At 31.6% G+C, this 21,325-nt stretch carries 20 protein-coding genes; 11 read left to right on the top strand and 9 right to left on the bottom strand.

From position 1 onward, the window contains the following. Positions 1 to 52 precede the first annotated feature (52 nt). Complete coding sequence (locus BMZ09_RS06705) at positions 53 to 685, bottom strand: Crp/Fnr family transcriptional regulator (RefSeq protein WP_090838777.1); 633 nt, start codon at positions 683 to 685, stop codon at positions 53 to 55. 166 nt (positions 686 to 851) lie between these two features. Between BMZ09_RS06705 and BMZ09_RS06710 the strand changes: the two genes are divergently transcribed. The 3 genes from BMZ09_RS06710 (at position 852) to BMZ09_RS06720 (ending at position 5,895) form a co-directional block, all read left to right on the top strand. After that, positions 852 to 1,277, top strand: a complete 426-nt coding sequence (locus BMZ09_RS06710; RefSeq protein ID WP_090838779.1) for a response regulator — start codon at positions 852 to 854, stop codon at positions 1,275 to 1,277. A gap of 92 nt (positions 1,278 to 1,369) precedes the next feature. Further along, positions 1,370 to 4,078 carry a TonB-dependent receptor gene (locus BMZ09_RS06715; protein WP_090838781.1) on the top strand — a complete coding sequence of 903 codons (2,709 nt, stop codon included), beginning with the start codon at positions 1,370 to 1,372 and terminating at the stop codon, positions 4,076 to 4,078. Further along, the gene (locus BMZ09_RS06720; protein ID WP_090838783.1) at positions 4,078 to 5,895 is read left to right on the top strand and encodes a YfiR/HmsC family protein; all 1,818 of its coding nucleotides are present in this window, start codon (positions 4,078 to 4,080) and stop codon (positions 5,893 to 5,895) included. Before BMZ09_RS06715 ends, BMZ09_RS06720 begins: the two co-directional genes overlap by 1 nt. On the opposite strand, the gene BMZ09_RS06725 is transcribed toward BMZ09_RS06720, so the two are convergent. Continuing rightward, a complete protein-coding gene (locus tag BMZ09_RS06725) occupies positions 5,879 to 6,655 on the bottom strand; it encodes a M90 family metallopeptidase (protein ID WP_090838785.1) in 777 nt (258 codons plus the stop codon). The genes BMZ09_RS06720 and BMZ09_RS06725 overlap by 17 nt on opposite strands. A 103-nt stretch (positions 6,656 to 6,758) precedes the next feature. On the opposite strand from BMZ09_RS06725, the gene BMZ09_RS06730 reads away from it, so the two are divergent. From BMZ09_RS06730 to BMZ09_RS06765, 8 genes are all read left to right on the top strand, one after another. Next, entirely contained in the window at positions 6,759 to 7,418 is a 660-nt protein-coding gene (locus BMZ09_RS06730; protein ID WP_090838953.1) for an HAD family hydrolase, read from the top strand. A gap of 73 nt (positions 7,419 to 7,491) precedes the next feature. Then, positions 7,492 to 8,856, top strand: coding sequence for an oxygen-independent coproporphyrinogen III oxidase (gene hemN / locus BMZ09_RS06735; RefSeq protein WP_090838787.1), 1,365 nt, complete (start codon positions 7,492 to 7,494; stop codon positions 8,854 to 8,856). A gap of 85 nt (positions 8,857 to 8,941) precedes the next feature. Beyond that, positions 8,942 to 9,778: a universal stress protein gene (locus tag BMZ09_RS06740; RefSeq protein ID WP_090838789.1), complete on the top strand. Its 837-nt coding sequence runs from the start codon at positions 8,942 to 8,944 to the stop codon at positions 9,776 to 9,778. 138 nt (positions 9,779 to 9,916) lie between these two features. Next, positions 9,917 to 10,750, top strand: coding sequence for a universal stress protein (locus BMZ09_RS06745; RefSeq protein ID WP_090838791.1), 834 nt, complete (start codon positions 9,917 to 9,919; stop codon positions 10,748 to 10,750). A 6-nt stretch (positions 10,751 to 10,756) separates the two neighbouring features. After that, complete coding sequence (locus BMZ09_RS06750) at positions 10,757 to 11,605, top strand: restriction endonuclease (protein ID WP_090838793.1); 849 nt, start codon at positions 10,757 to 10,759, stop codon at positions 11,603 to 11,605. Between the two features lie 3 nt (positions 11,606 to 11,608). Next, positions 11,609 to 12,982 (top strand): MBL fold metallo-hydrolase RNA specificity domain-containing protein, encoded by a 1,374-nt coding sequence (locus BMZ09_RS06755; protein WP_090838795.1) that lies wholly within the window; start codon positions 11,609 to 11,611, stop codon positions 12,980 to 12,982. A gap of 246 nt (positions 12,983 to 13,228) precedes the next feature. Then, positions 13,229 to 13,669 carry a hypothetical protein gene (locus BMZ09_RS06760; RefSeq protein WP_090838797.1) on the top strand — a complete coding sequence of 147 codons (441 nt, stop codon included), beginning with the start codon at positions 13,229 to 13,231 and terminating at the stop codon, positions 13,667 to 13,669. A 3-nt stretch (positions 13,670 to 13,672) separates the two neighbouring features. Continuing rightward, positions 13,673 to 14,308: a hypothetical protein gene (locus BMZ09_RS06765; RefSeq protein WP_090838801.1), complete on the top strand. Its 636-nt coding sequence runs from the start codon at positions 13,673 to 13,675 to the stop codon at positions 14,306 to 14,308. Positions 14,309 to 14,336: 28 nt separating this feature from the next. On the opposite strand, the gene BMZ09_RS06770 is transcribed toward BMZ09_RS06765, so the two are convergent. The 7 genes from BMZ09_RS06770 to ccoN all read right to left on the bottom strand — a co-directional run bounded on the left by BMZ09_RS06770 (position 14,337) and on the right by ccoN (position 21,325). Further along, positions 14,337 to 15,161, bottom strand: coding sequence for a universal stress protein (locus tag BMZ09_RS06770; protein WP_090838803.1), 825 nt, complete (start codon positions 15,159 to 15,161; stop codon positions 14,337 to 14,339). Between the two features lie 124 nt (positions 15,162 to 15,285). Further along, complete coding sequence (locus BMZ09_RS06775; RefSeq protein WP_090838805.1) at positions 15,286 to 15,987, bottom strand: sulfite exporter TauE/SafE family protein; 702 nt, start codon at positions 15,985 to 15,987, stop codon at positions 15,286 to 15,288. Beyond that, positions 15,987 to 16,433, bottom strand: a complete 447-nt coding sequence (locus tag BMZ09_RS06780; RefSeq protein ID WP_090838806.1) for a FixH family protein — start codon at positions 16,431 to 16,433, stop codon at positions 15,987 to 15,989. The genes BMZ09_RS06775 and BMZ09_RS06780 overlap by 1 nt, the downstream gene beginning before the upstream one ends. 11 nt (positions 16,434 to 16,444) lie before the next feature. Next, positions 16,445 to 17,869 (bottom strand): cytochrome c oxidase accessory protein CcoG, encoded by a 1,425-nt coding sequence (gene ccoG, locus BMZ09_RS06785; RefSeq protein WP_090838807.1) that lies wholly within the window; start codon positions 17,867 to 17,869, stop codon positions 16,445 to 16,447. 9 nt (positions 17,870 to 17,878) lie between these two features. Further along, positions 17,879 to 18,844 carry a cbb3-type cytochrome c oxidase N-terminal domain-containing protein gene (locus BMZ09_RS06790; protein ID WP_090838808.1) on the bottom strand — a complete coding sequence of 322 codons (966 nt, stop codon included), beginning with the start codon at positions 18,842 to 18,844 and terminating at the stop codon, positions 17,879 to 17,881. Between the two features lie 87 nt (positions 18,845 to 18,931). Next, positions 18,932 to 19,126: a CcoQ/FixQ family Cbb3-type cytochrome c oxidase assembly chaperone gene (locus BMZ09_RS06795; RefSeq protein ID WP_090838809.1), complete on the bottom strand. Its 195-nt coding sequence runs from the start codon at positions 19,124 to 19,126 to the stop codon at positions 18,932 to 18,934. Positions 19,127 to 19,132: 6 nt separating this feature from the next. After that, the gene (ccoN, locus tag BMZ09_RS06800) at positions 19,133 to 21,325 is read right to left on the bottom strand and encodes a cytochrome-c oxidase, cbb3-type subunit I (protein WP_090838812.1); all 2,193 of its coding nucleotides are present in this window, start codon (positions 21,323 to 21,325) and stop codon (positions 19,133 to 19,135) included.

Raw genomic sequence — 21,325 nt, forward strand, 5'->3', positions numbered from 1 at the left:
CGAAAACAAAACTACTGTTTTAAATAGTAATTATATGTAACAGTTGTTACGCTTATAAATCAATTACTGTAATATTATTTCGATGAAGTTTTATTTTACCATCAATTTCTAAGGTTTTTAATAATCTAGAAATCACGACTCTAGAGGTGTGTAAATCTCTTGCAATTTCTTGATGCGTGACATGTATAACTTCATTATGATTAACCATCGCCTTGTCTTTTAAGTATTTAAACAAACGCTGATCCATCTTTAAAAAAGCAATGGTATCAATAGCTTCTAACAATTCTGACATTCGATTATGATAGCTTTGTAACACAAATTTTTGCCAAGATTTATACTTACCTAACCACTCTTCCATTTTTACAATGGGCACCATGATTAATTTAGTATCGGTTTCGGCAACAGCCCTAATTTCACTTTTAGAATTACCTAAACAACAAGACAATGTCATGGCACAAGTATCTCCTTGCTCTATAAAGTATAGTATCAATTCGTCACCATCTTCATCTTCCCTCAAAATTTTAATAGCGCCACTTACTAAAAGTGGCATTGACTTTATGTAGTCACCAATTTCGATTAATTTAAAACCCTCAGGAATATCTTTATAAGTCCCAACATTATTAATTTCTTGAATCAATTCATCCTCAAATAAATACCCGTAATTTTGTTGTAACTCTTCTAACATCTTTTGTTTTTTTATAAGGTAAAGTTAAACAAATTTGCGCAATACATACTTGGTGTCCATCTATTCGGAACCTGCTAGTAGTCGTTGCTTTTAAGCCATTCAGCGAATAAAAAAAAATGAATCTAATTTATCTCTGACATTTGATAAATATATTTAATATTGTAATATGCAAATTAATTTTCCCGTAGACTTTACCCTCTTAATTGATGACGACAAAGTTATTAATTTTTATAACGAAAAAATAGTTAACAAACATGATGATTTTAATCAAGTTATATCTGTTAACAGTGCCTTAAAAGCTTTAAAATATCTTGAAGATGCTAGTAAAGGCTTAGCCATTAAACCTAATCTTATTTTTTTAGATATAAATATGCCTGCCATGAATGGCTGGGAATTTATTGAAGAATATAATAAGCTAGACACAGATTTTACATCATCAATAAAGATAATTTTATTAACGACTTCTAATAATCCTGACGATTATAAGCGTTTTAAAACTATAGATTTACTTGAGGACTTTATAAACAAGCCTTTATCTGCTAGTTTATTAACAAACTTAATTGAAAGCCATTACAAACAAAAAACTGTATAATATCTATTCTGTTGTGTTGTCATTAAACACAGAATAACGCATTACTGTTAATTTATTTTAACGGTTTAAAAAGTGCATAACAACTAAATAACATGTCTTTTTCCATAAAACCATACATAACTTGTATCATTTTATTTTGTCTACAACTAAATGCTTATAGCCAAGAAAGAGCGACTATTACTGGTAATGTTTCTGATCAATTTGGAACACTTCCGGGTGCTAAACTGAGTATTGAAGGTACTAATTTAAATACCTCTACCGATGTAAACGGGACTTATACGTTGCAATTAGAAGAAGGTGATTATGTTATTACAGCAGGTTTTGTAATGTACAATTCTATATCAAAAAGTATTACAGTTAAAGTTGGAGAAACAGCGATCTTAGATTTTAAATTAGAAACCGGTTTTTCCATAGACCAACCAGTATCTTTAGGGTCTAGAGCACAACCAATATCTTCTTTAAGAACCACTGCTCCTGTAGACATTATTTCTCCGCAAGAACTTACAAATGCAACACAAATAGAGCTAAGTCATATCTTACATTATCTAGTGCCGTCCTTCCACTCTACTAATCAAACTATTTCTGATGGTACAGATCATATAGATCCTGCCACATTAAGAGGTTTAGGACCTGATCAAGTATTGGTTTTAGTAAACGGAAAACGTCGCCATAATAGTGCGTTATTAAATGTTAACGGAACTGTTGGAAGAGGAACTGTTGGAACAGATTTTAATGCTATTCCTGTTGCCTCTGTAGAGCGCATAGAAATTTTGCGTGATGGTGCAACCTCGCAATATGGATCTGATGCTATTGCCGGTGTTGTAAATATTATTTTAAAACAACAAGTTGAAGTTATTGATATCGTTGGACGCGTTGGTGTTAATAAAGAAGGAGACGGACAAACAAGTTATTTTGGCGCTAATTTTGGATTTGAAATTGGTACAGAAGGGTTTATAAATATTACTGGAGAATACCGCAGTAGAGAATCTACTAACAGAGCGGGTAATTATACTGGACCTGTTTATTCTGATACACCTATTGAAGACGCACAATTGGTTAGTGAGCACAACTTTTTTAACAATACAGGATACGATGATCAAAAAATAATGGAAATTGGAAGTGCCAAAACACAAAACTTAGCCATTACTTTTAATGGTGAAATTCCTATTTCTGAAATTACAACCTTTTATTTTAACGGTAGCAGAAACTACAGAGAAGGTCAAGCTAAAGGATTTTATAGATTACCAAAGGATGAAGACCGTGTGGTCTTAGAGTTGTTTCCTAATGGGTTTTCTCCACAAATTTTAACCGACATACAAGATGATGCGGTAACAGCCGGAATTAGAGGTGTCAAAAATAATTGGGATATAGATTTTAGTCATTCTATTGGAAAAAATGCTTTAGACTACACGGTAAATAATTCTATTAATGCCTCATTAGGTATTGCTTCTCCAAAAACATTTTATTCAGGAGGATTTGCTTACAAACAAAGCACATCCAATTTAGACCTGTCTAGAACTTATGATTGGTTACATGGTGTAAACATTGCTTTTGGAGCAGAATTAAGAGTTGAAAACTATCAAATTATAGCTGGAGAAGAAGCGTCTTTTATTGATGGAGGCAGTACGTATATAGATGCCTTTGGCGACGAACAACCGCGTATTCCAGGAGCACAAGTATTTCCTGGTTTTCAGCCAGAGAATGAGTTAAGTCGATTTAGAACAAATAGTGCCGGATATATTGATATTGAAACTAACATTACTGAAAAACTATTAATCAAAACTGCTGCTAGATTTGAGTCTTACAACGATTTTGGTGGACAGTTAATTTGGAAAGTTTCCGGTCTATATAGAGTTAATGACGCCTTAGGTATTAGAAGTGGTATTTCTACAGGATTTAGAGCTCCTTCCCTACACCAAGTTTATTTTCAGAATATAAGCTCACAATTTATTAATGGTGAAATTATTCAAGTAGGTACGTTTAATAACGAAAGTGCTGTAGCGCAAGAAGCTTTTAAAATTGAAAACTTAAAGCCTGAATTATCTAGACATTATAGCTTAGGAATTAACGGTAAATTAAAAGATAATTTTTCTTTCACTTTAGATTATTACTATATCAAAATTAAAGATCGTATTGTATTATCTGGTCGTTTTGATGAAGGTTATGAAAGTATCTTAGAACCCTTTAATGTAGGAGCTGCTCAGTTTTTTACAAACGCCATAGATTCTAGAACCACTGGTTTAGATGCCGCTATACAATACAAAACAATTATTGGATCAGGAAAAGTAAATGCCTCTTTAGCAGCAAACTTTAATAAGACAAAGGTCATCGGTGATATTAAAGTATCAGAATCTTTAGTTGGTCAGGAAGATGTCTTATTTAATAGAGAAGAAATTGCAAGAGTAGAATCTGGACAACCAAACTATAAGATAAACAACCTGTTGTCTTATGAGTTTGACAGTTATAAAGTATCTTTAGGAAACACCTATTTTGGTGACGTCAGCTTTATACATCCAGAAGATGGTAATCGTGACAATTGGGTTTTAAATGAATTATCTGGAGAAGTAGAATCTAGAGATCAAAAATTTACACCTAAATTACTTACAGATTTAGCTGTTTCTTACAAATTTAATAGTAGTATTGAGCTGACCTTAGGTGGTAATAACATCTTTAACGTCTATCCAGATAAACACACACACTCTGCCAATATTGATAATGGTAATTTTGTTTACAGTAGACGTGTGCAACAATTTGGAGTTAATGGTTCTAACTTTTACATGAGAGCCTTTTTAAAACTATAATGAAGTCAAACCTAAAAACAACACTCTATAATCTAAAACACAAATCACTAATGGTTTGTGTTTTACTGTGTTTTTATGGTTTATCAATTCATGCTCAAACAACAAATCAGCAAGTAAAAAGATTACAACGGGCTATTTTTGTATACAATTTTGCACAACAAGTAGGTTGGCCAAATCAAGTAGATGCTACACAATTTAAAATAGGTGTACTAGGTCCGGACCGTGCTATAATAGACTTTAAATCTTTAGCACAAAAACGTAACATAAACAACAAACCAGTTACGGTCGTTAATTTTAATAGCGTTAAAGATGTCAAAGACGTACAATTACTGTACGTCAATAAATCCTTCAATTTTGACATCAACTACATCTTAAATAAAATTTCAGGTCAAAATATATTACTAGTTACAGAAGATTATAATTACCACACAACCATGATTAATATGGTAAATGTTGGAGATTCTTTTGAATATGAAATTAATAACAAGACTATTGATAAGGAAGGTTTTAAAATAGCAAACTCGTTACAACAATACGCTATTAGCTCCTCTCAAAAATGGAAAGATTTATACCAAAATAGTGAAGCTGATCTTGAAGCTTCAAAAAAAATAGAAGCAGAACAACAAGAAAACCTTGTTACAAAAGATGCTGAAATATTATCACAGAAACAACAAATCAATACGCAAGAAAGTAAAATAGACACCATATTAAACACAGTAGTTACACAAGATAAATGGATTGAAACACTATCCAATCAAAGCGAATTACATAAACAGCGATTTGAAGATAAAGTTAAAATAGAACAAGATTTAGAAGACAATATTAAGCGTCAAATTGAATTTATTAAAAGTCAAGATCAAAACATTATTAGCCGTAATCTAGAAATACAAAAGCAACATAATTTTATACAGAACCAAATTGCTGAAATTGAAACTAAAGAGTTTATTTTAAAACAAAAAGAATCTCAGCTTAACACTCAAAAAACCATAAACATCTTACTAATAACCTTAATCAGTTTAGCGGTATTGGGCGGGATACTTATTTATAGAAGTTACCTAAGTAAGAAAAAATTAAACAAAAAATTAAAAGACAAAAATGCTGCTATCCAAAAACAGAGTCTTGAGTTAGAGATAAAAAATGACGAGCTTGAGCAGTTTGCATACATTGCAAGTCATGATTTAAAAGAACCTTTAATTACAATTACTGGATTAATAGATTTATTAGTCGAAGAATATGAAGACAAACTAGACGATAACGGTAAAATGAGTCTTAATTTTATTAGTCAATCTAGCGCAAGAATGCAAAAACTTATTGATGCCATTCTCCAGTATTCTAGACTTGGAAAAAGTAAAAACACAACAAACATAAATTGTAATAGTGTGATTTCTATTTTAAAAGACGATTTAAAAAACGTTATTGATAGAACAGAGTCTACAATTATTACCACTGACCTACCTACAATTAAAGGGGCAGAATTAGAACTTAGATTATTGTTTCAGAACCTGATAAGTAACGGTATTAAGTTTACAAAAAAAGGAGTAAAACCTATTATTTCAATTGATTGTAATCTGCAATCTAATGTAGAGAGCGTTGACTATTGGGTGTTTTCTATCACAGATAATGGAATAGGAATACCAGCAAAACATAAAGACCGTATTTTCTCTATCTTTCAACGTTTACATTCTAGAGACGAGTATGAAGGTACAGGAATTGGATTAGCCCATTGTAAAAAAATAGTCGAAGCCCATAGTGGTAGAATATGGTTAGACTCTGAAGTAGGAAAAGGAACCACTTTTTATTTTACGATCCCTGCTTAGGTTGCTGAAAACAAAGCGAAAGCATTTTAAATAATTCAGGATGTTTTTGCTTAAAAAGTTTAGGTCTTTCAAAAAAGTACTCTGATGCAACCGCAAAAAATTCAGCTTGACTGGTACCGCCATATTTTCTTATATCAGAGGCATCATTATTAATACGCTCCATTTCTTTGTGCATTAGCTCTAACCATGGGCCAATATATTCTTTTCCTAAAAAAAATTCAGGCATACCATCCGTTTCGCCATCCATTTTGTCCAATAAATGTACAAACTCGTGCACTGGCGTATTATGCTTATCAGTTTTATTACTAAATGCTAAACGTATGGCCTTTTTTGATAAAATCATTTGTTTTTCAAATCTCCCCGTTCCAACCATTCCTAATATTTTTTTGTTTTCATCTTTATCAGAAAATTGTAAATCAGCATTAAACGTATCAGGATAAACAATAATACCTGATAAGTTATTATAACTCCAATTTGAAAAACCAAATACAGGAATAATAGCACTTGAAGCAATTAGTATTTTATCTAAGTCTTCGATTGTTGTATTAACACCATCAATATTTATTTCGCCTAAAAATAACAACATACGCTTCCTAAAAATGACTTGATCCGCTGCAGAAAGGTTTTTATAAAACAAAACGTTTTTTACCAAAAGATCATGCCAATGCTTTGGGAACATTTCAATCTTCTTTGGGCGCATGACATAAAACGCGTAAATAACAAGTATAACTAGTGCTATAAAAATAATAGTGTAAATCATATTAATCTATTGGTTATGCAAAATATTCTAATTCTTACAGAGAAAAAAATATATGTATGGTAAAAAAGCTCATAATAAGTATCTTCGCCTAAAAACTAGACCAATGCTAAAAGCTGTTTTATTTGATATGGATGGTGTAATTGTTGACACAGAACCGTTACACAAAAAAGCCTATTTTTTAATGTTTGACCACTTTAACATAAATGTTTCCAGTGCGTTGTATGAATCTACCACAGGGCAATCTACTATCAATGTTTGTAAAAGACTATGCGAGGTTTTTGGTTTAGACAATAACCCAGAAGAGTTGGTCCAATGTAAACGTAAGATTTTTACAGGATTGTTCCATAGCGACCCTAGTTTAAAGTTAATAGATGGTGTGCTTGATATTATCCAAGATTACCATAAAAATGGTTTAACGCTTGTCCTAGCCTCTTCTGCATCCATGCAAACTATAAACAATGTCTTTACCCGTTTTGATTTAGATCAATATTTTGTAGCTAAAATTAGTGGTGCAGATTTAAAAGCATCAAAACCACATCCTGAAATTTTTGAAAAAGCAGCAGGATTAGCAGGACATCCACAAGCCCATTGCATAGTTATTGAAGACTCGACTAACGGTATTAAAGCAGCTAAATCTGCTGGTAGTTATTGTATTGGTTTTGATAGTTTCCATTCTAAAAACCAAGATTACACTTTAGCCGATCATGTGGTTAATACGTTTAATGATATTCCTTTCAAAACAATTACCGCCTTATTATCTTAAATTTTAACTTATGATATTAGTCATATTTTAACTTCTAATAAGACACTAACTTTGACGTATAAACAAAAAAGTTATGTGTTTTTCATTAGTAAATAAATATAATGTTGCCGGACCTAGATATACTAGTTACCCGACTGTACCGTATTGGAATGTTGATAAATTTTCTTTAAAACAATGGAAAGAAAATCTAAAAAAAGCATTTGAAGAAAGTAATACTACAGAAGGTATCAGTCTTTATATTCACTTACCTTTTTGCGAAAGTTTATGCACTTTTTGTGGGTGCAACAAACGCATTACAAAACGCCACGAAGTTGAATCGCCTTACATAAGTGCGGTTTTAAAAGAATGGGATTTATACTGTAATTTATTAGGCGAAAAACCTAATATAAAAGAGTTACACTTAGGCGGTGGAACACCTACTTTTTTTGATTCTAAAAATCTAAAAATATTAATTGATGGCATTACACGCAAAGCAAAATTAGCGGATAATTACGAATTTAGTTTTGAAGGTCACCCAAACAATACGACAGAAACGCATTTACAGACCTTATTTGACTTGGGATTTAAGCGTGTTAGTTTTGGAGTACAAGACTACAACCCTATTGTACAAAAAGCTATACACAGAATACAACCTTTTGAAAACGTCAAAAAAGTAACAGAACAAGCAAGAGCTATTGGTTACACATCTGTTAGTCATGATATTATTTTTGGACTACCTTTTCAAACCGAAGCACATGTTGCTGAGACTATAAATAAAACAAAAGAATTACTACCAGATCGCATTGCCTTTTACAGCTATGCACATGTCCCATGGATAAAAGGAAATGGACAACGTGGTTATAAAGACAGTGACTTACCAACACCAAGCATTAAACAAAATCAATACCAATTGGGTAAAAAATTACTAGCAGATGCTGGTTATTATGATATTGGAATGGATCACTTTGCATTAAAAACGGACAGTCTTTATACTGCTAGTGTATCAGAGACTATGCACCGTAATTTTATGGGATATACCGCTTCCAAAACAAAAGTAATGATTGGTTTAGGCGTGTCCTCAATAAGTGATAGTTGGTATGCTTTTGCTCAAAATGTCAAAGGAATAGAAGAATATTACCATTTAATAGAATCGCAAATCATACCTGTATTTAGAGGACATATTTTAACTAACGAAGACCTTATAATTAGACAACATATTTTAAACTTAATGTGTCATTTTAAAACGAGTTGGATCGATTCTGATTTATATTTTGAAGAAATCCCAGAGGTCTTATCCAAATTGAAAGAAATGGAAGATGATGGGTTATTAAATATAGAGTTGAACCAAATTTTTATTACCGAAAAAGGGAAACCTTTTGTTAGAAACATTTGTATGGCTTTCGATTTACTTTTACAACGTAATAAACCTGAAACACAACTGTTTTCAATGACCATTTAAGGGTGTTAATTAATACATAAAAACTAAAAACTGATTTAAAGATTTATTAATTTTAGTAAATCTTAATACTAATAAACCACTAAACATGAAAAAAATAATTGTACCAGTAGACTTTTCAGATCATTCAAATTATGCTTTAGAATCAGCTGCTATATTAGCAAAAAAATATGATGCTGAAATATTAGCATTACACATGTTAGAAATATCAGAAACGATATTAACAAAAGGAGAAGCTGATTTACAAGCCGAAACTGTATTTTTCTTAAAATTAGCGGAACAACGATTTACAGATTTTTTACAACAAGATTTTTTAAAAGACGTAAAAGTAACCCCTATTGTTAAACATTTTAAAGTATTTACTGAAGTTAATGAGGTTGCTAAGGAGCATAATGCGGACCTAATTGTAATGGGGTCTCATGGAAGTAGCGGATTAAAAGAAATCTTTATTGGTTCTAATACAGAAAAAGTAGTACGCCATTCTGATGTGCCAGTATTGGTTATTAAAAACAAACCAACAAACCTAAGTTTTGAGAATGTGGTATTTGCTTCTGACTTTTCAGAAAGCACAGTAACACCTTATATAAACGCAACAAAATTATTTGATAAACTTGGTGCTAATTTACATCTTATCTATGTAAATACCCCAGGAGATAATTTTAACAGCACTTCAGAAATGGAGCAAATTGTTGTTAACTTTTTACAAAAAGCGGATGGTAATTTAGATAAATTATCAGAAGTAAAATACATCTCTGACTACACCGTAGAAAAAGGTATATTAAATCATGCTAATGTATCAGGTGCAAATGCAATAGCTGTCGCAACACACGGTCGTAAAGGTTTTACTCACTTTTTGGCAGGAAGTATCTCTGAGGATATTGCAAACCACTCATCTTTACCTGTAGTGACTTTTAAAATCAAATAATACAACACACTAATAAGGATTAAACCCCTATAAAGATGAGTTATCATTTTTATAGGGGTTTTCTTTTTAAAACTAATATATATCATTTTTATAGTTGTTTTTTAATCATAGCTTTAAGTATACAAAAACCCTAACGTTATGAAACATATACTTCTACCTTCAGATTATTCGGATAATGCGTGGAGCGCAATTGTATATGCTATAAAATATTATAGAGATGATATCTGTACTTTTTATTTACTACACGCAAAACCACTAAATCCATCCTCTTTAGCAACCTTGTCCGATGTTTATATAAAAAGTATAAGGCAACAAAGTAATCAACAGTTACTTGAATTAAAACAACAGGTTTTAAACGCCTACAAAAACCCTAATCATACTTTTAAAACGGTTATTAAATTTATGGAATTAAATAGTGCTGTAGATCAATTTATATTAGATACAAAAATTGATTTAATAATTATGGGTACTAAAGGAGCGACTAATAATAAAGCCTTATTTTTTGGAAGTAACACAGTGCATTTAGTAGACCACATTAAAACATGTCCTATTTTAATTATTCCTGATCAATACAATTATAAACCAATAGATCAAATTGTGTTTTCAACTGATTTAAACCGATTCTTTTTTGAAAAAATAATTAATACAATTTCCGAATTTACTGCAAATAACAATGCTGTTTTAAGAGTAATAAATATCCAGACAAATAAAGCTTTAACTGAGATTCAAAAATATAATTTGGCGGTATTAAAAAGTGGTTTAAAGCGCTTTGAAACACATTACCATTCCGTTCCTAATTACGATAAAAAAGCTACAATAATCTCAACTTTTATTAACGATTTAAACATTGATTTATTAATCATGGTTAACTACAAACATAGTCTTATAGCGCGTTATTTAAACCAACCTATTATAAAAACAATAGGGTTTAAGCCTAGCATTCCTTTTCTAATACTACCTGATAATAAATAGTAACACATGAATAATCAAGATATTTATATAAAAAAAGCATCAGGAAAGCCTGTTAAATTTTCAATTAAAAAATTAAGAAAATCTTTAATAAATTCTGGAGCAGATAGTATGTTAACAGATAGTATTGTTAATAATGTTAAGGACCAATTATATCAAGGCATTTCTACAAAAGAAATTTACAATAAAGCGTATGCATTACTAAAATCTAAAAAAAGTCATATCGCCTCCAAATACAAATTAAAAAAAGCAATTTACGAATTAGGTCCAACAGGTTTTCCGTTTGAGCGTTATATAGCTTCTATCATAAAAGCGTCTGGTTATGATGTAAAAGTTGGACAGATAATTAATGGGAAATGTGTAAATCATGAAGTAGATATACTAGCCACAAAAGAAAAAGCAACTATTGTTATAGAATGTAAATTTCATGGTGAAGCTGGTTTAAATTGCAACGTTAAAATCCCATTGTACATTCATTCTAGATATAAAGACATTCAATCTAAATGGAATAATCAATTAGGATTAAAAACTAAAATTACCGAAGGTTGGGTTGTTACTAATACTAGATTTACTAAGGATGCTCAAACCTACGGAAACTGCATTGGGCTGTATTTATTAAGCTGGGATTACCCTTTACATAATGGATTAAAAGACCGTATTGATAAACTAAAATTATACCCAATAACCACTTCTACTTTATTAACAAAAAGAGAAAAACAGTTTTTATTAAACAGAGAGGTTGTCTTATGCAAAGATTTAATAAATGATGCTTTTTATTTAGATCACTTAGGAATATCAAATATTAGAAAAAAAAGAATTTTAAACGAAATTAAACTACTGTGTAACCTAAAATCATAAATTATGAAAACTAAAGTAAAAATTACATTTTTAGGAGGCGCAAAAACAGTAACAGGATCTAAATATCTTATTGAAGCTTTTAATACTTCTATATTAATTGATTGTGGTTTATTTCAAGGTCTAAAAGATTTAAGACAACTAAATTGGAACCCTTTACCCATTGCTGTTTCAAAAATTGAAACAATATTACTAACTCATGGGCATTTAGATCATGTTGGCTATTTACCAAGGTTAATAAAACAGGGTTTTAATGGTAAAATAATTGGTACAGCGCCTACTCTAGCTATTGCCGAAATTATACTTAAAGACAGTGCTAAAATACAGGAAGAAGAAGCAAAAAAAGCAAACAAAGAAAAATATACTAAGCATCAACCAGCTTTACCTTTTTATACTGCTAAGGAAGTAGATCAAACCGTATCAAAATTTGAAGTACAAGTCGAAGACAAATGGATTGCTATAAATAATCACATCTCTTATCGATTTAAATATAATGGTCATATAATAGGGTCTACGTTTATTGAACTTGATATAGAAGGAAAACGATTTGTGTTTTCTGGAGATATTGGTAGGGTTAATGATTATTTATTAAACGACCCAAAACGACCTGATCAAGCGGACTATTTGTTTCTAGAAAGTACTTATGGCAACAAACTACACCCTATCGAAGACATTGAAAATAAACTAACTCAAATTATTAAAGAGACCATAAACACTAGAGGCAATTTAATTATACCAAGTTTTGCGGTAGAGCGTTTACAAATGCTAATGTTTATCTTATTTAAACTTTATCAAAAAAACAAAATACCAAACATCCCCATTTTTGTTGATAGTCCAATGGGTAATAATGTGTTAGAGATTTTTAAACGTTTTCCTAAATGGCATAAGCTATCTGAAACCGATTACAATGCTATGTGTAAGCACATAAATATTATTAAAAGTTATGCAGATACTTGGAAAACCATTGATGATCCAAGAAGTAAAATTATAATTGCAGGTAGCGGAATGGTTACCGGTGGTCGCGTTTTAACATACTTGCAACAATTAATAGATGATGCCTCTACAACTATTTTATTGGTCGGCTATCAAGCAGAAGGCACAAGAGGCAGACTATTAAAAGAAGGCGCTCACGAAATTAAATTTTATGGTAAATACTATCCAGTAAAAGCAGCTGTATTAACTATAGATAGTCTCTCTGCTCATGCAGATCAGAATGGGTTACTACATTGGTTAAGTGCTATTAAAAACACGCCAAAAACAGTTTATCTAATACATGGCGAACCTACTGCCCAAAATGCTTTAAGAGTTAAAATTAAAGATACCTTTAACTGGTATACTTGTATCCCAAATTTATTTGAAACTATAGAAATAGAGTTATAGATAATGTACAACATGATATTTATCATACTAATTAACTTGTAATAATTCTATCTTTAATTTATAGTAAAAACCATATAATATTTAGATTACAAAATCTAATATTTTAAAATTACCACACGCTATTAATCATTAACACGACGCCTCAAAAACAGTCTTGTTAATAGGTAATAAAAGATGATGTAATCTTTAAACAGGAAGTATGGCCTACTTTACTTCCTGTTTTTTTTTAATAAACAAATCATAAAAATGAAAACACAAAACAAAAACAAAATGGTAGAATGGTATGGTGCAGACCGCATGCATGAAATGTCTAAAACCTGGTTATCTGATTTAAATTTTATTAAAGATGAACAAGTGTTTTTAGAAGAATTAATTACAGATTATACACAACTAATTATAGATGACCACGTATTAGCTAGAGCGCAAGATGCAGCCACTGCTTTATTGAGAACAAAGAGAGGCAGTCAAAAATTAATTACTGCTTTAGTAGCACATGAAAATGATCTTGAGCTAATGGTTGACGGTAAAAATGAATTAGATAAAGAAGAACAATATAAAGCTGATCATCTAGCCTTTATTAAGCAAGTAAGTTCGTTTTTTTATGATTATAAAGCTGTGAAATCTGAAATTTTCAATTTGGTAAAAACCTTAATGAAAAGAGATAAACAAGACCATTTATTAAACTAAACCATGAAACAACTCTTACTAATATTACTTGTCTGTTCGCTTTACAGTTGCGGAAGTACACAATTAAAAGACCGTTGGATTAGTCCCGAAGCAGATAATTACACACTAGAAAAAGTGTTTATTGTTGGGTTGACTGACGATCCTGAAGCTAGAGAAAAATTCGAAAAAAAATTACAAAACCAATTAACGTCACGAGGAATTGAAGCTACAATTAGTCTTGATAAATTTGATGCAGAATTTCTTGCTAAAAAAAGAACCGACACAGAAATAAAAGCTTTAGAAAACCAGCTATTAAAAGAAGGTTATGATGCTGTTGTGTTTACCAAAGTGGTTGGAATTAAAAATAAAATCCAGTTTAAAAAAGACTATTCCAATAGTTCTAAAAGTCATAATCGTTTTAACGATGATTATTTAATGTATCAAGACCAACATTTTAATCCAGATGCATATAATGAGTATCAAGTCTATAACGCAGAAACCGCTGTATACTGCTTATGCCCTACTAAAGACCGCACGTTAATATGGAAAGGATATATAGATATTGTGGATCCAAAAAATATTAATAAAACGGTAAATGATTACTCAAAACTTTTAATTTTAGTTTTAGAAGAAGATAAAATAATTCCACAAAAAAACTAATATATATTACATGATTAGTGGTAACGCATTAATCATGTAATATATATAATGGAACACTAGCTATTTTACTATGTTTTGTTATTGGTGACCCCATAAACAAACGTTCTAAAAAGCTAGTTTTTTGTATAATAAAGACTTCTAAATCTATTGTATTTGTTTGCATATACGTATCTACAACTTTATCCATTGGTACATTTATAACGTGATGATATTTATAATTACCAGACTTTAAAAGGCTTTTTAAAGTGTTTATATCTGTAGTATGGTCTTCTGCTGTTTCTGTTATTCTTAAAACATGAAAACGAGACGCTTCTTTGCTTACAATATTAAAAATCTGATTCAATCTTTGTTGATTAAGTTGATCCTTTTCGTCTAATGGAAGTAAAATCGATTTTGGTTTAACAAACTTAAAACCATTTGGTATTATTAATGTTGGACAACTTACTTTTCTAATTACATTTAGTGTGTGACTTCCAAAAACAACCTCATCAGCACCAGTTACTCCGTTTGTACCCATAATAATTAATTGGATACCATTTAAAACCACAAACTGGTTAATAGCATCTGTAAACACATCGTAATCTATATGTACGTTATACGTGTGTTTTGGGTTGTTACATTCCGTTTGTAAGTCTTGTGCTAAATCTTCTAGATCTTCTTTTGGTGTTTTAACTATAGAGGCATACAAATTAGCATTTCCAGTTGTCATTAAATCTGCAGATGTAAAAGCAGACGCTTTGTGTACATATACTAAATGGAAATTAATAGCTTTATTTTCAAAAAGCATAGCTGCATAATGCATGGCATTTTTAGAGCTTTGAGAAAAATCTGTAAGTAAAAGGATGTTTTTCATTTTAAAGACGTTTTTTGAGTAAATAAGGTTTGATAATTTACGTTTATTTATAAGACTAGCAGCTATTTACTAGCATTAAATGTGCCTGGCATTATTTCCGCGAAAGCGAAAAAAATATTTTCTTTTAATGACAATCTATGGCACTATTTACCATCTCCACCACGGGACTTGGCGATATATAAGGAATACCTAAACCTAAGCCACGTAAAATAAATAAGGCACCAATAATAACGATAAATACAGGAATAGCCTTTTGAATACGTTGTTTTACTTGTGCATTTAAAAATTTACCTAAATATATTGCTGTGGTCATTAACGGTATTGTACCTAAACCAAAAAAGGCCATATATAAACTGCCTTGCCATGCTGTACCTGTTGCAATAGCTCCAAAAACAGCCATATAAACCAATCCACAAGGTAAAAATCCGTTTAAAAAGCCAATGGTTAAAAAGGTGTCTGCAGTCTTATTTTTTAAGGCTTGACCCATTTGTTTTTTTACAAAACCTATTGCCTTGTAAATGGGCTTTACTATAAAATTTTGACCCAATTTTTTATAAGGAAAAAGGATAACAACAATCATTAAAACACCTATTACAATAGATAACTTTTGTTGTAATCCAAAAATATAAAGGCTTTTACCTATTAAACCAAAAATTAATCCGATAATACTATAGGCTAATAGACGTCCAAAATGATAAGCCGCTATTTGTGTTATTTTTTTAAAAGAATTACTTCTGTCTACAGGCAACATAAAAGCAATAGGTCCACACATACCAACGCAGTGAAAACTACCCAATAAGCCAAATATGAGTGCTGTAAGTAACATTAGTACTGTATTTCTTCTTTAAACATGTAGTTTGTATCTTTATAGCTCCAATCTATTTTAATATTCCAACGACCATCTAATAAACGTTTGTCAGGTATGAGCAAATTGTGATTAGACAACAAAATTGTGGTTTCGAAGTCTAGTTGTTTATTAGATGGTCTATATAGGAATACTTTACCTGTAATATTTTTGTCTTGGAAATCAGCTGGAAAGCTAATAACAATACCTTCGGTTGTTTTTTTCCAAGTCACTTTAGACGCTAATGTTTTGGCGTTTTTTTCTTTATTGATATCGTTCTGAAATTCTAATTCTTGCTTGTAATAGTTTTCATCTACTAAATCGTGATCTAGGCTTTTATCCGTATTCATAGATATCACAAAATACATGATAAAGCTTATAAATAGTATAAAAGCAATTACAACACCTGTTCCCCAGTTAAATTTCATAGTCTTATTTTTTAATTATAGCTTCTAGGTCCTAAGAAGTTTACTGTTGTGGTTTCTATTAATTTATCAAGACTGTACACCTCTATAGTCAATTTGGTTTTATCCTCTTTTAAAAGGCTTTGATCAAGCTCTATAAATAATGTTCCTTGTGCTAAACCTTGTGCTGGTACTACAAAACTATTATCTGTTGATACTAACTTGACAGTCCCTTTATATTTTTTAAGTTTGAAATTGACATTGTCAATCTCCTGAGTTGTTTTATTAACAACCTTGTATGTAAATACATTACTAATGACATTATTTGCCTTATGCTCAAACAATTGCCCAGGTAATCTTAAGACTCTAGCTTCGACATCATTACGCAATTGTAACATCGCTATTAAAACACCCGTTAAAATAACTAGTACTACAATATAGGCTTTAAGACGCGTGGTTAATTTAAAAGGCGCTTTCTTTTCTATATTATCCTCACTAGCATAACGTATTAACCCTTTAGGGTAACCTACCTTCTCCATTATATCATCACACTCGTCTATACAAGCTGTACAGTTAACACATTCTAATTGTGTACCGTTTCTGATATCAATACCTGTTGGACAAACATGCACACATTGCATACAATCTATACAATCACCATGACCAAGTGCTTCTCTGTCTTCGTTTTTTCTAAATTTTTTGCGTCCATTTTCTCCTTCTCCACGTTTATGATCGTAAGCAACAATAATGGATTGATTATCTAATAGCACACCTTGTAAACGTCCATAAGGACAAGCTATAATACATACTTGCTCTCTAAACCATGAAAATACAAAGTAAAATAAACCTGTAAAAATCAATAACGGAAATAAGGTGCTTAAATGCTGAGAGGGTCCTTCTGTTACGTAATTTAATAACTTATCACTACCAATTAAATAGGCTAAAAACACATTAGCAATAAAAAAGGAAATGATTATAAAAATGGTGTGTTTTAATACACGTTTTCTAATTTTTTCTGGAGTCCATTTGGTGCGTTTTAACTTCATTTGCGCCCCTCTATCCCCATCTATCCAATACTCAATACGTCTAAATACCATTTCTAGAAATATGGTTTGTGGGCAAATCCATCCACAAAATATACGCCCAAAAGCAACCGTAAATATGGTAATAAAGACCACACCAATAATCATAGAGATTACAAATAAGTGAAAATCTTGAGGCCAAAACGGAAATCCAAAAACATTAAAACGACGCTCTAGAACATTGAATAATAAAAACTGGTTACCATTAATTTTAACAAATGGAGCTGCAAATAAAAAGACTAATAGCACATAACTAACAATCTTCCTATAATCGTAAAACTTACCACTGGGTTTTTTAGGAAAAACCCAAGCACGTTTACCGTCTTCGCCTATAGTTGATATTGAGTCTCTAAAACCCTCGTTAATTGGAGCTTCCATTTTTATAATTTAATTATTACTAGAAACAGTTTTACCTATTTCTAAAGCTTCAGTGTTTTCTTGTTCTGCTGGAGTTGTAGTATCTTCTGTTCCTTCCGGCTGCCATAAATCGCCTTCAGCATCTTTACCTTTAGCTGGCGTTGTACCTTGTAAAGACAATACATAACTTGCAACTTGAGCCATTTCTAATGGTTTTAAACCTTCTTTTTTCCAAGAGATCATCCCTTTTCCTGATCTACCTCCTTCAGAGATTGTATGAAATACACTTTTAATGTCTCCTCCTAAAATCCAGTATTTATCCGTTAAATTTGGTCCAATACCTCCACCTCCATCTGCCATATGACAGGCAACACAGTTAGCATCAAATACTTTTTTACCAATTTGAAGATCTGCCGCATCTGTTAATAAAACTACTGAGTTAACATCTACTAAATTTTTAGCTGTTTTTTTATACGCTTCAATTTCTATTTTAGCTTGAGCATACTCGTTATCCAATTCTTCGTATTGTGTATCTGATGACCCTGTAACATGAAAATTAAATAAATAAATTACAGCAAAAACCATAGAAGCATACCAAGAATACAACCACCATGGTGGTAAATTATTATCCAACTCTTTTATACCATCGTAGTTATGGTCAAGGATAATTTCATGCTCCTCTTCTATTGGAGTTTCTCCTCCTTTTAATTTATGGTACAGCGCTTTAGCTTTTTTAAACTCTGGTACTTTAGAGGTGTTTGCTAGGTAACGTGCTTTACCTGCTTCATCTAAACTTTGAAACAATACGTTTTCTATAGATCCAACAATACCTTCTACAGCAATTAGTATAAATAATACTAATACTAAAAATAACATGATAATTGGATACTCTAAAAAAGCGGGTTTATCTCCAGAGTCTACAAAATATTCTACCAATCCAAAGATGGCAAAAAAGAGAGCTGGGACTCTTACATATGATGGGATTAATTTTTTCATTTGATTAGTTTTTATTGTTTTGAAATAGACAAATAGAACCTTTGACTTTTATTATTTTATAATTAAATAATAAAGCGTTTGGTCTGATCATTCGATTTCGTTTTCGTTTTCGTTGTCTAATTCTAATGGAATATTACTTACTTGAGTGATATAGTCTTTTTTGGCGGTAATTACCCACCAAAAAAGGACTACAAAAAAACCAAAGAATATAAGTAATGATAGTATTGGGTATATCTCTACACCTGCAATACTGTCTAAATGATTTTTTACAAATTTTAACATGACGTTTTAGTTTTGTACGGTTGTTTCTTCTTTTCCTTCTTTAATATCAGTACCTAAACGTTGTAAGTAAGCTATAACTGCTACTATTTCGCGGTTACGCATTTCTACAAAATCAGCACCTCCGTTTTTCTTACTAGCTTCATAAGCTTCTGCAAAATCAGGATCTGTGTAAAGATTTTTTTCTATCTGTGTTCCTTGCGCTAACATTTCGGCTTGTGCATTTGCAATATCCTCATCTGTATAAGGGACACCTAATGTTACCATCACTTTCATTTTAGCTTCGATATCAGTCTTATCTAGCGTATTATCTATTAACCATTTATAAGATGGCATTATAGATCCTGAAGAGGTACTTTGTGGATCATACATGTGGTTAAAATGCCAGTTGTCTGAATATTTACCACCTATACGGTGTAAATCTGGACCTGTACGTTTACTTCCCCATAAAAATGGATGATCATAAACAAACTCTCCTGCTTTACTATATTCTCCGTAACGCTCTACTTCACTTCTAAATGGACGTACCATTTGAGAGTGACATCCAACACAACCTTCACGGATGTAAATATCTCTACCTTCCAATTCTAATGGGGAATAAGGTTTAACACTACTAATTGTAGGTATATTAGATTTAACCATTATTGTTGGTACAATTTGTACAACACCACCAATTAAAATAGCTATTGTAGCACCTATAGTTAATTTAATAGGTTTACGTTCTAACCAAGTGTGCCATCCCTCTCCAGAAACACGTTTTTTAGACACACGTTGTAATGCTGCAGCTTCTGCTAATTCATCTTCAACAACACTACCTTTTCTAATGGTTTGGATAACGTTAAACACTAAGATTAACATTCCTGTTAAGTATAAAGTCCCTCCAATAGCACGCATCCAGTACATTGGCATAATCTCAGTAACTGTTTCTAAAAAGTTACCGTACACTAATGTTCCATCAGGATTAAACTGCTTCCACATACTAGCTTGTGTAAATCCAGCAACATACATTGGTAAAGCATACATAATAATACCTAACGTACCAATCCAAAAATGAAGATTTGCTAAGGCTAAAGAATATAGTTTTGTTTTAAATAATTTTGGCACTAAATAGTAAATCATACCAAAGGTTAAAAATCCGTTCCAAGCTAAAGCACCTACGTGCACGTGGGCAATAATCCAATCTGTAAAGTGAGCAATTGCATTTACGTTTTTTAGTGATAACATTGGTCCTTCAAATGTTGCCATACCATAACCTGTAATGGCAACTACCATAAATTTAAGTACCGGATCAACACGAACTTTATCCCATGCACCACGAAGTGTTAGTAGTCCGTTTATCATACCTCCCCAAGATGGCATCAATAACATTACAGAAAATGCAACTCCTAAATTCTGAGCCCATTCTGGTAAAGCTGTGTATAATAAATGGTGTGGTCCAGCCCATATATAAATAAAGATTAAAGACCAAAAGTGAACAATTGATAATCTATAAGAATATACTGGTCTGTTGGCTGCTTTAGGTACAAAATAGTACATTAACCCTAAAAACGGTGTTGTTAAGAAAAAGGCAACCGCATTATGTCCATACCACCATTGTACTAAAGCATCTTGCACCCCTGCGTAAACTGAGTAACTTTTCATACCCGTTAAACTAACCGGCAACTCTAAACTATTAAATATATGTAATACAGCGACAGTTACAAATGTGGCAATATAAAACCAAATAGCAACGTATAAGTGACGTTGACGACGTTTCATCATCGTACCAATCAAGTTAATCCCAAAAGCCACCCAGATTAAAGCAATAGCAATATCAAAAGGCCATTCTAACTCTGCGTATTCTTTAGATGTAGAGTATCCTAATGGTAATGTTATGGCGGCACCAACAATAATTAATTGCCATCCCCAAAAGTTAATATTACTTAGTAAATCGCTGTACATTCTAGCTTTTAGTAAACGTTGCGTAGAGTAATAAACCCCTGCAAAAATAGCATTACCAACAAATGCAAAAATCACCGCATTGGTGTGTAAAGGTCTTAAACGTCCAAAGCTTAGCCATGAAATTCCGTCTGTCATATTCGGGAATAAAAACATGTAGGCTAAAAGCAACCCTACAAGCATACCAACAACTCCCCAGAGCATGGTTGCGTAAAGAAACTTTTTAACGATCTTGTTATCGTAATAAAATTGCTGCATTTCCAT

The organism is Olleya namhaensis (genome assembly GCF_900114005.1).
In the GTDB taxonomy this organism is placed as follows: Bacteria; Bacteroidota; Bacteroidia; order Flavobacteriales; family Flavobacteriaceae; genus Olleya; species Olleya namhaensis.

Coding starts and splice junctions, on each gene's coding strand:
- ccoG (WP_090838807.1), bottom strand. CDS start 17,869: ATGGAAGCTCCAATTAACGAGGGTTTTAGAGACTCAATATCAACTATA.
- BMZ09_RS06720 (WP_090838783.1), top strand. CDS start 4,078: ATGAAGTCAAACCTAAAAACAACACTCTATAATCTAAAACACAAATCA.
- BMZ09_RS06750 (WP_090838793.1), top strand. CDS start 10,757: ATGAATAATCAAGATATTTATATAAAAAAAGCATCAGGAAAGCCTGTT.
- BMZ09_RS06705 (WP_090838777.1), bottom strand. CDS start 685: ATGTTAGAAGAGTTACAACAAAATTACGGGTATTTATTTGAGGATGAA.
- BMZ09_RS06765 (WP_090838801.1), top strand. CDS start 13,673: ATGAAACAACTCTTACTAATATTACTTGTCTGTTCGCTTTACAGTTGC.
- BMZ09_RS06730 (WP_090838953.1), top strand. CDS start 6,759: ATGCTAAAAGCTGTTTTATTTGATATGGATGGTGTAATTGTTGACACA.
- BMZ09_RS06760 (WP_090838797.1), top strand. CDS start 13,229: ATGAAAACACAAAACAAAAACAAAATGGTAGAATGGTATGGTGCAGAC.
- hemN (WP_090838787.1), top strand. CDS start 7,492: ATGTGTTTTTCATTAGTAAATAAATATAATGTTGCCGGACCTAGATAT.
- BMZ09_RS06715 (WP_090838781.1), top strand. CDS start 1,370: ATGTCTTTTTCCATAAAACCATACATAACTTGTATCATTTTATTTTGT.
- BMZ09_RS06795 (WP_090838809.1), bottom strand. CDS start 19,126: ATGTTAAAATTTGTAAAAAATCATTTAGACAGTATTGCAGGTGTAGAG.
- BMZ09_RS06790 (WP_090838808.1), bottom strand. CDS start 18,844: ATGAAAAAATTAATCCCATCATATGTAAGAGTCCCAGCTCTCTTTTTT.
- BMZ09_RS06780 (WP_090838806.1), bottom strand. CDS start 16,433: ATGAAATTTAACTGGGGAACAGGTGTTGTAATTGCTTTTATACTATTT.
- BMZ09_RS06740 (WP_090838789.1), top strand. CDS start 8,942: ATGAAAAAAATAATTGTACCAGTAGACTTTTCAGATCATTCAAATTAT.
- BMZ09_RS06770 (WP_090838803.1), bottom strand. CDS start 15,161: ATGAAAAACATCCTTTTACTTACAGATTTTTCTCAAAGCTCTAAAAAT.
- BMZ09_RS06725 (WP_090838785.1), bottom strand. CDS start 6,655: ATGATTTACACTATTATTTTTATAGCACTAGTTATACTTGTTATTTAC.
- BMZ09_RS06755 (WP_090838795.1), top strand. CDS start 11,609: ATGAAAACTAAAGTAAAAATTACATTTTTAGGAGGCGCAAAAACAGTA.
- ccoN (WP_090838812.1), bottom strand. CDS start 21,325: ATGGAAATGCAGCAATTTTATTACGATAACAAGATCGTTAAAAAGTTT.
- BMZ09_RS06710 (WP_090838779.1), top strand. CDS start 852: ATGCAAATTAATTTTCCCGTAGACTTTACCCTCTTAATTGATGACGAC.
- BMZ09_RS06775 (WP_090838805.1), bottom strand. CDS start 15,987: ATGTTACTTACAGCACTCATATTTGGCTTATTGGGTAGTTTTCACTGC.
- BMZ09_RS06745 (WP_090838791.1), top strand. CDS start 9,917: ATGAAACATATACTTCTACCTTCAGATTATTCGGATAATGCGTGGAGC.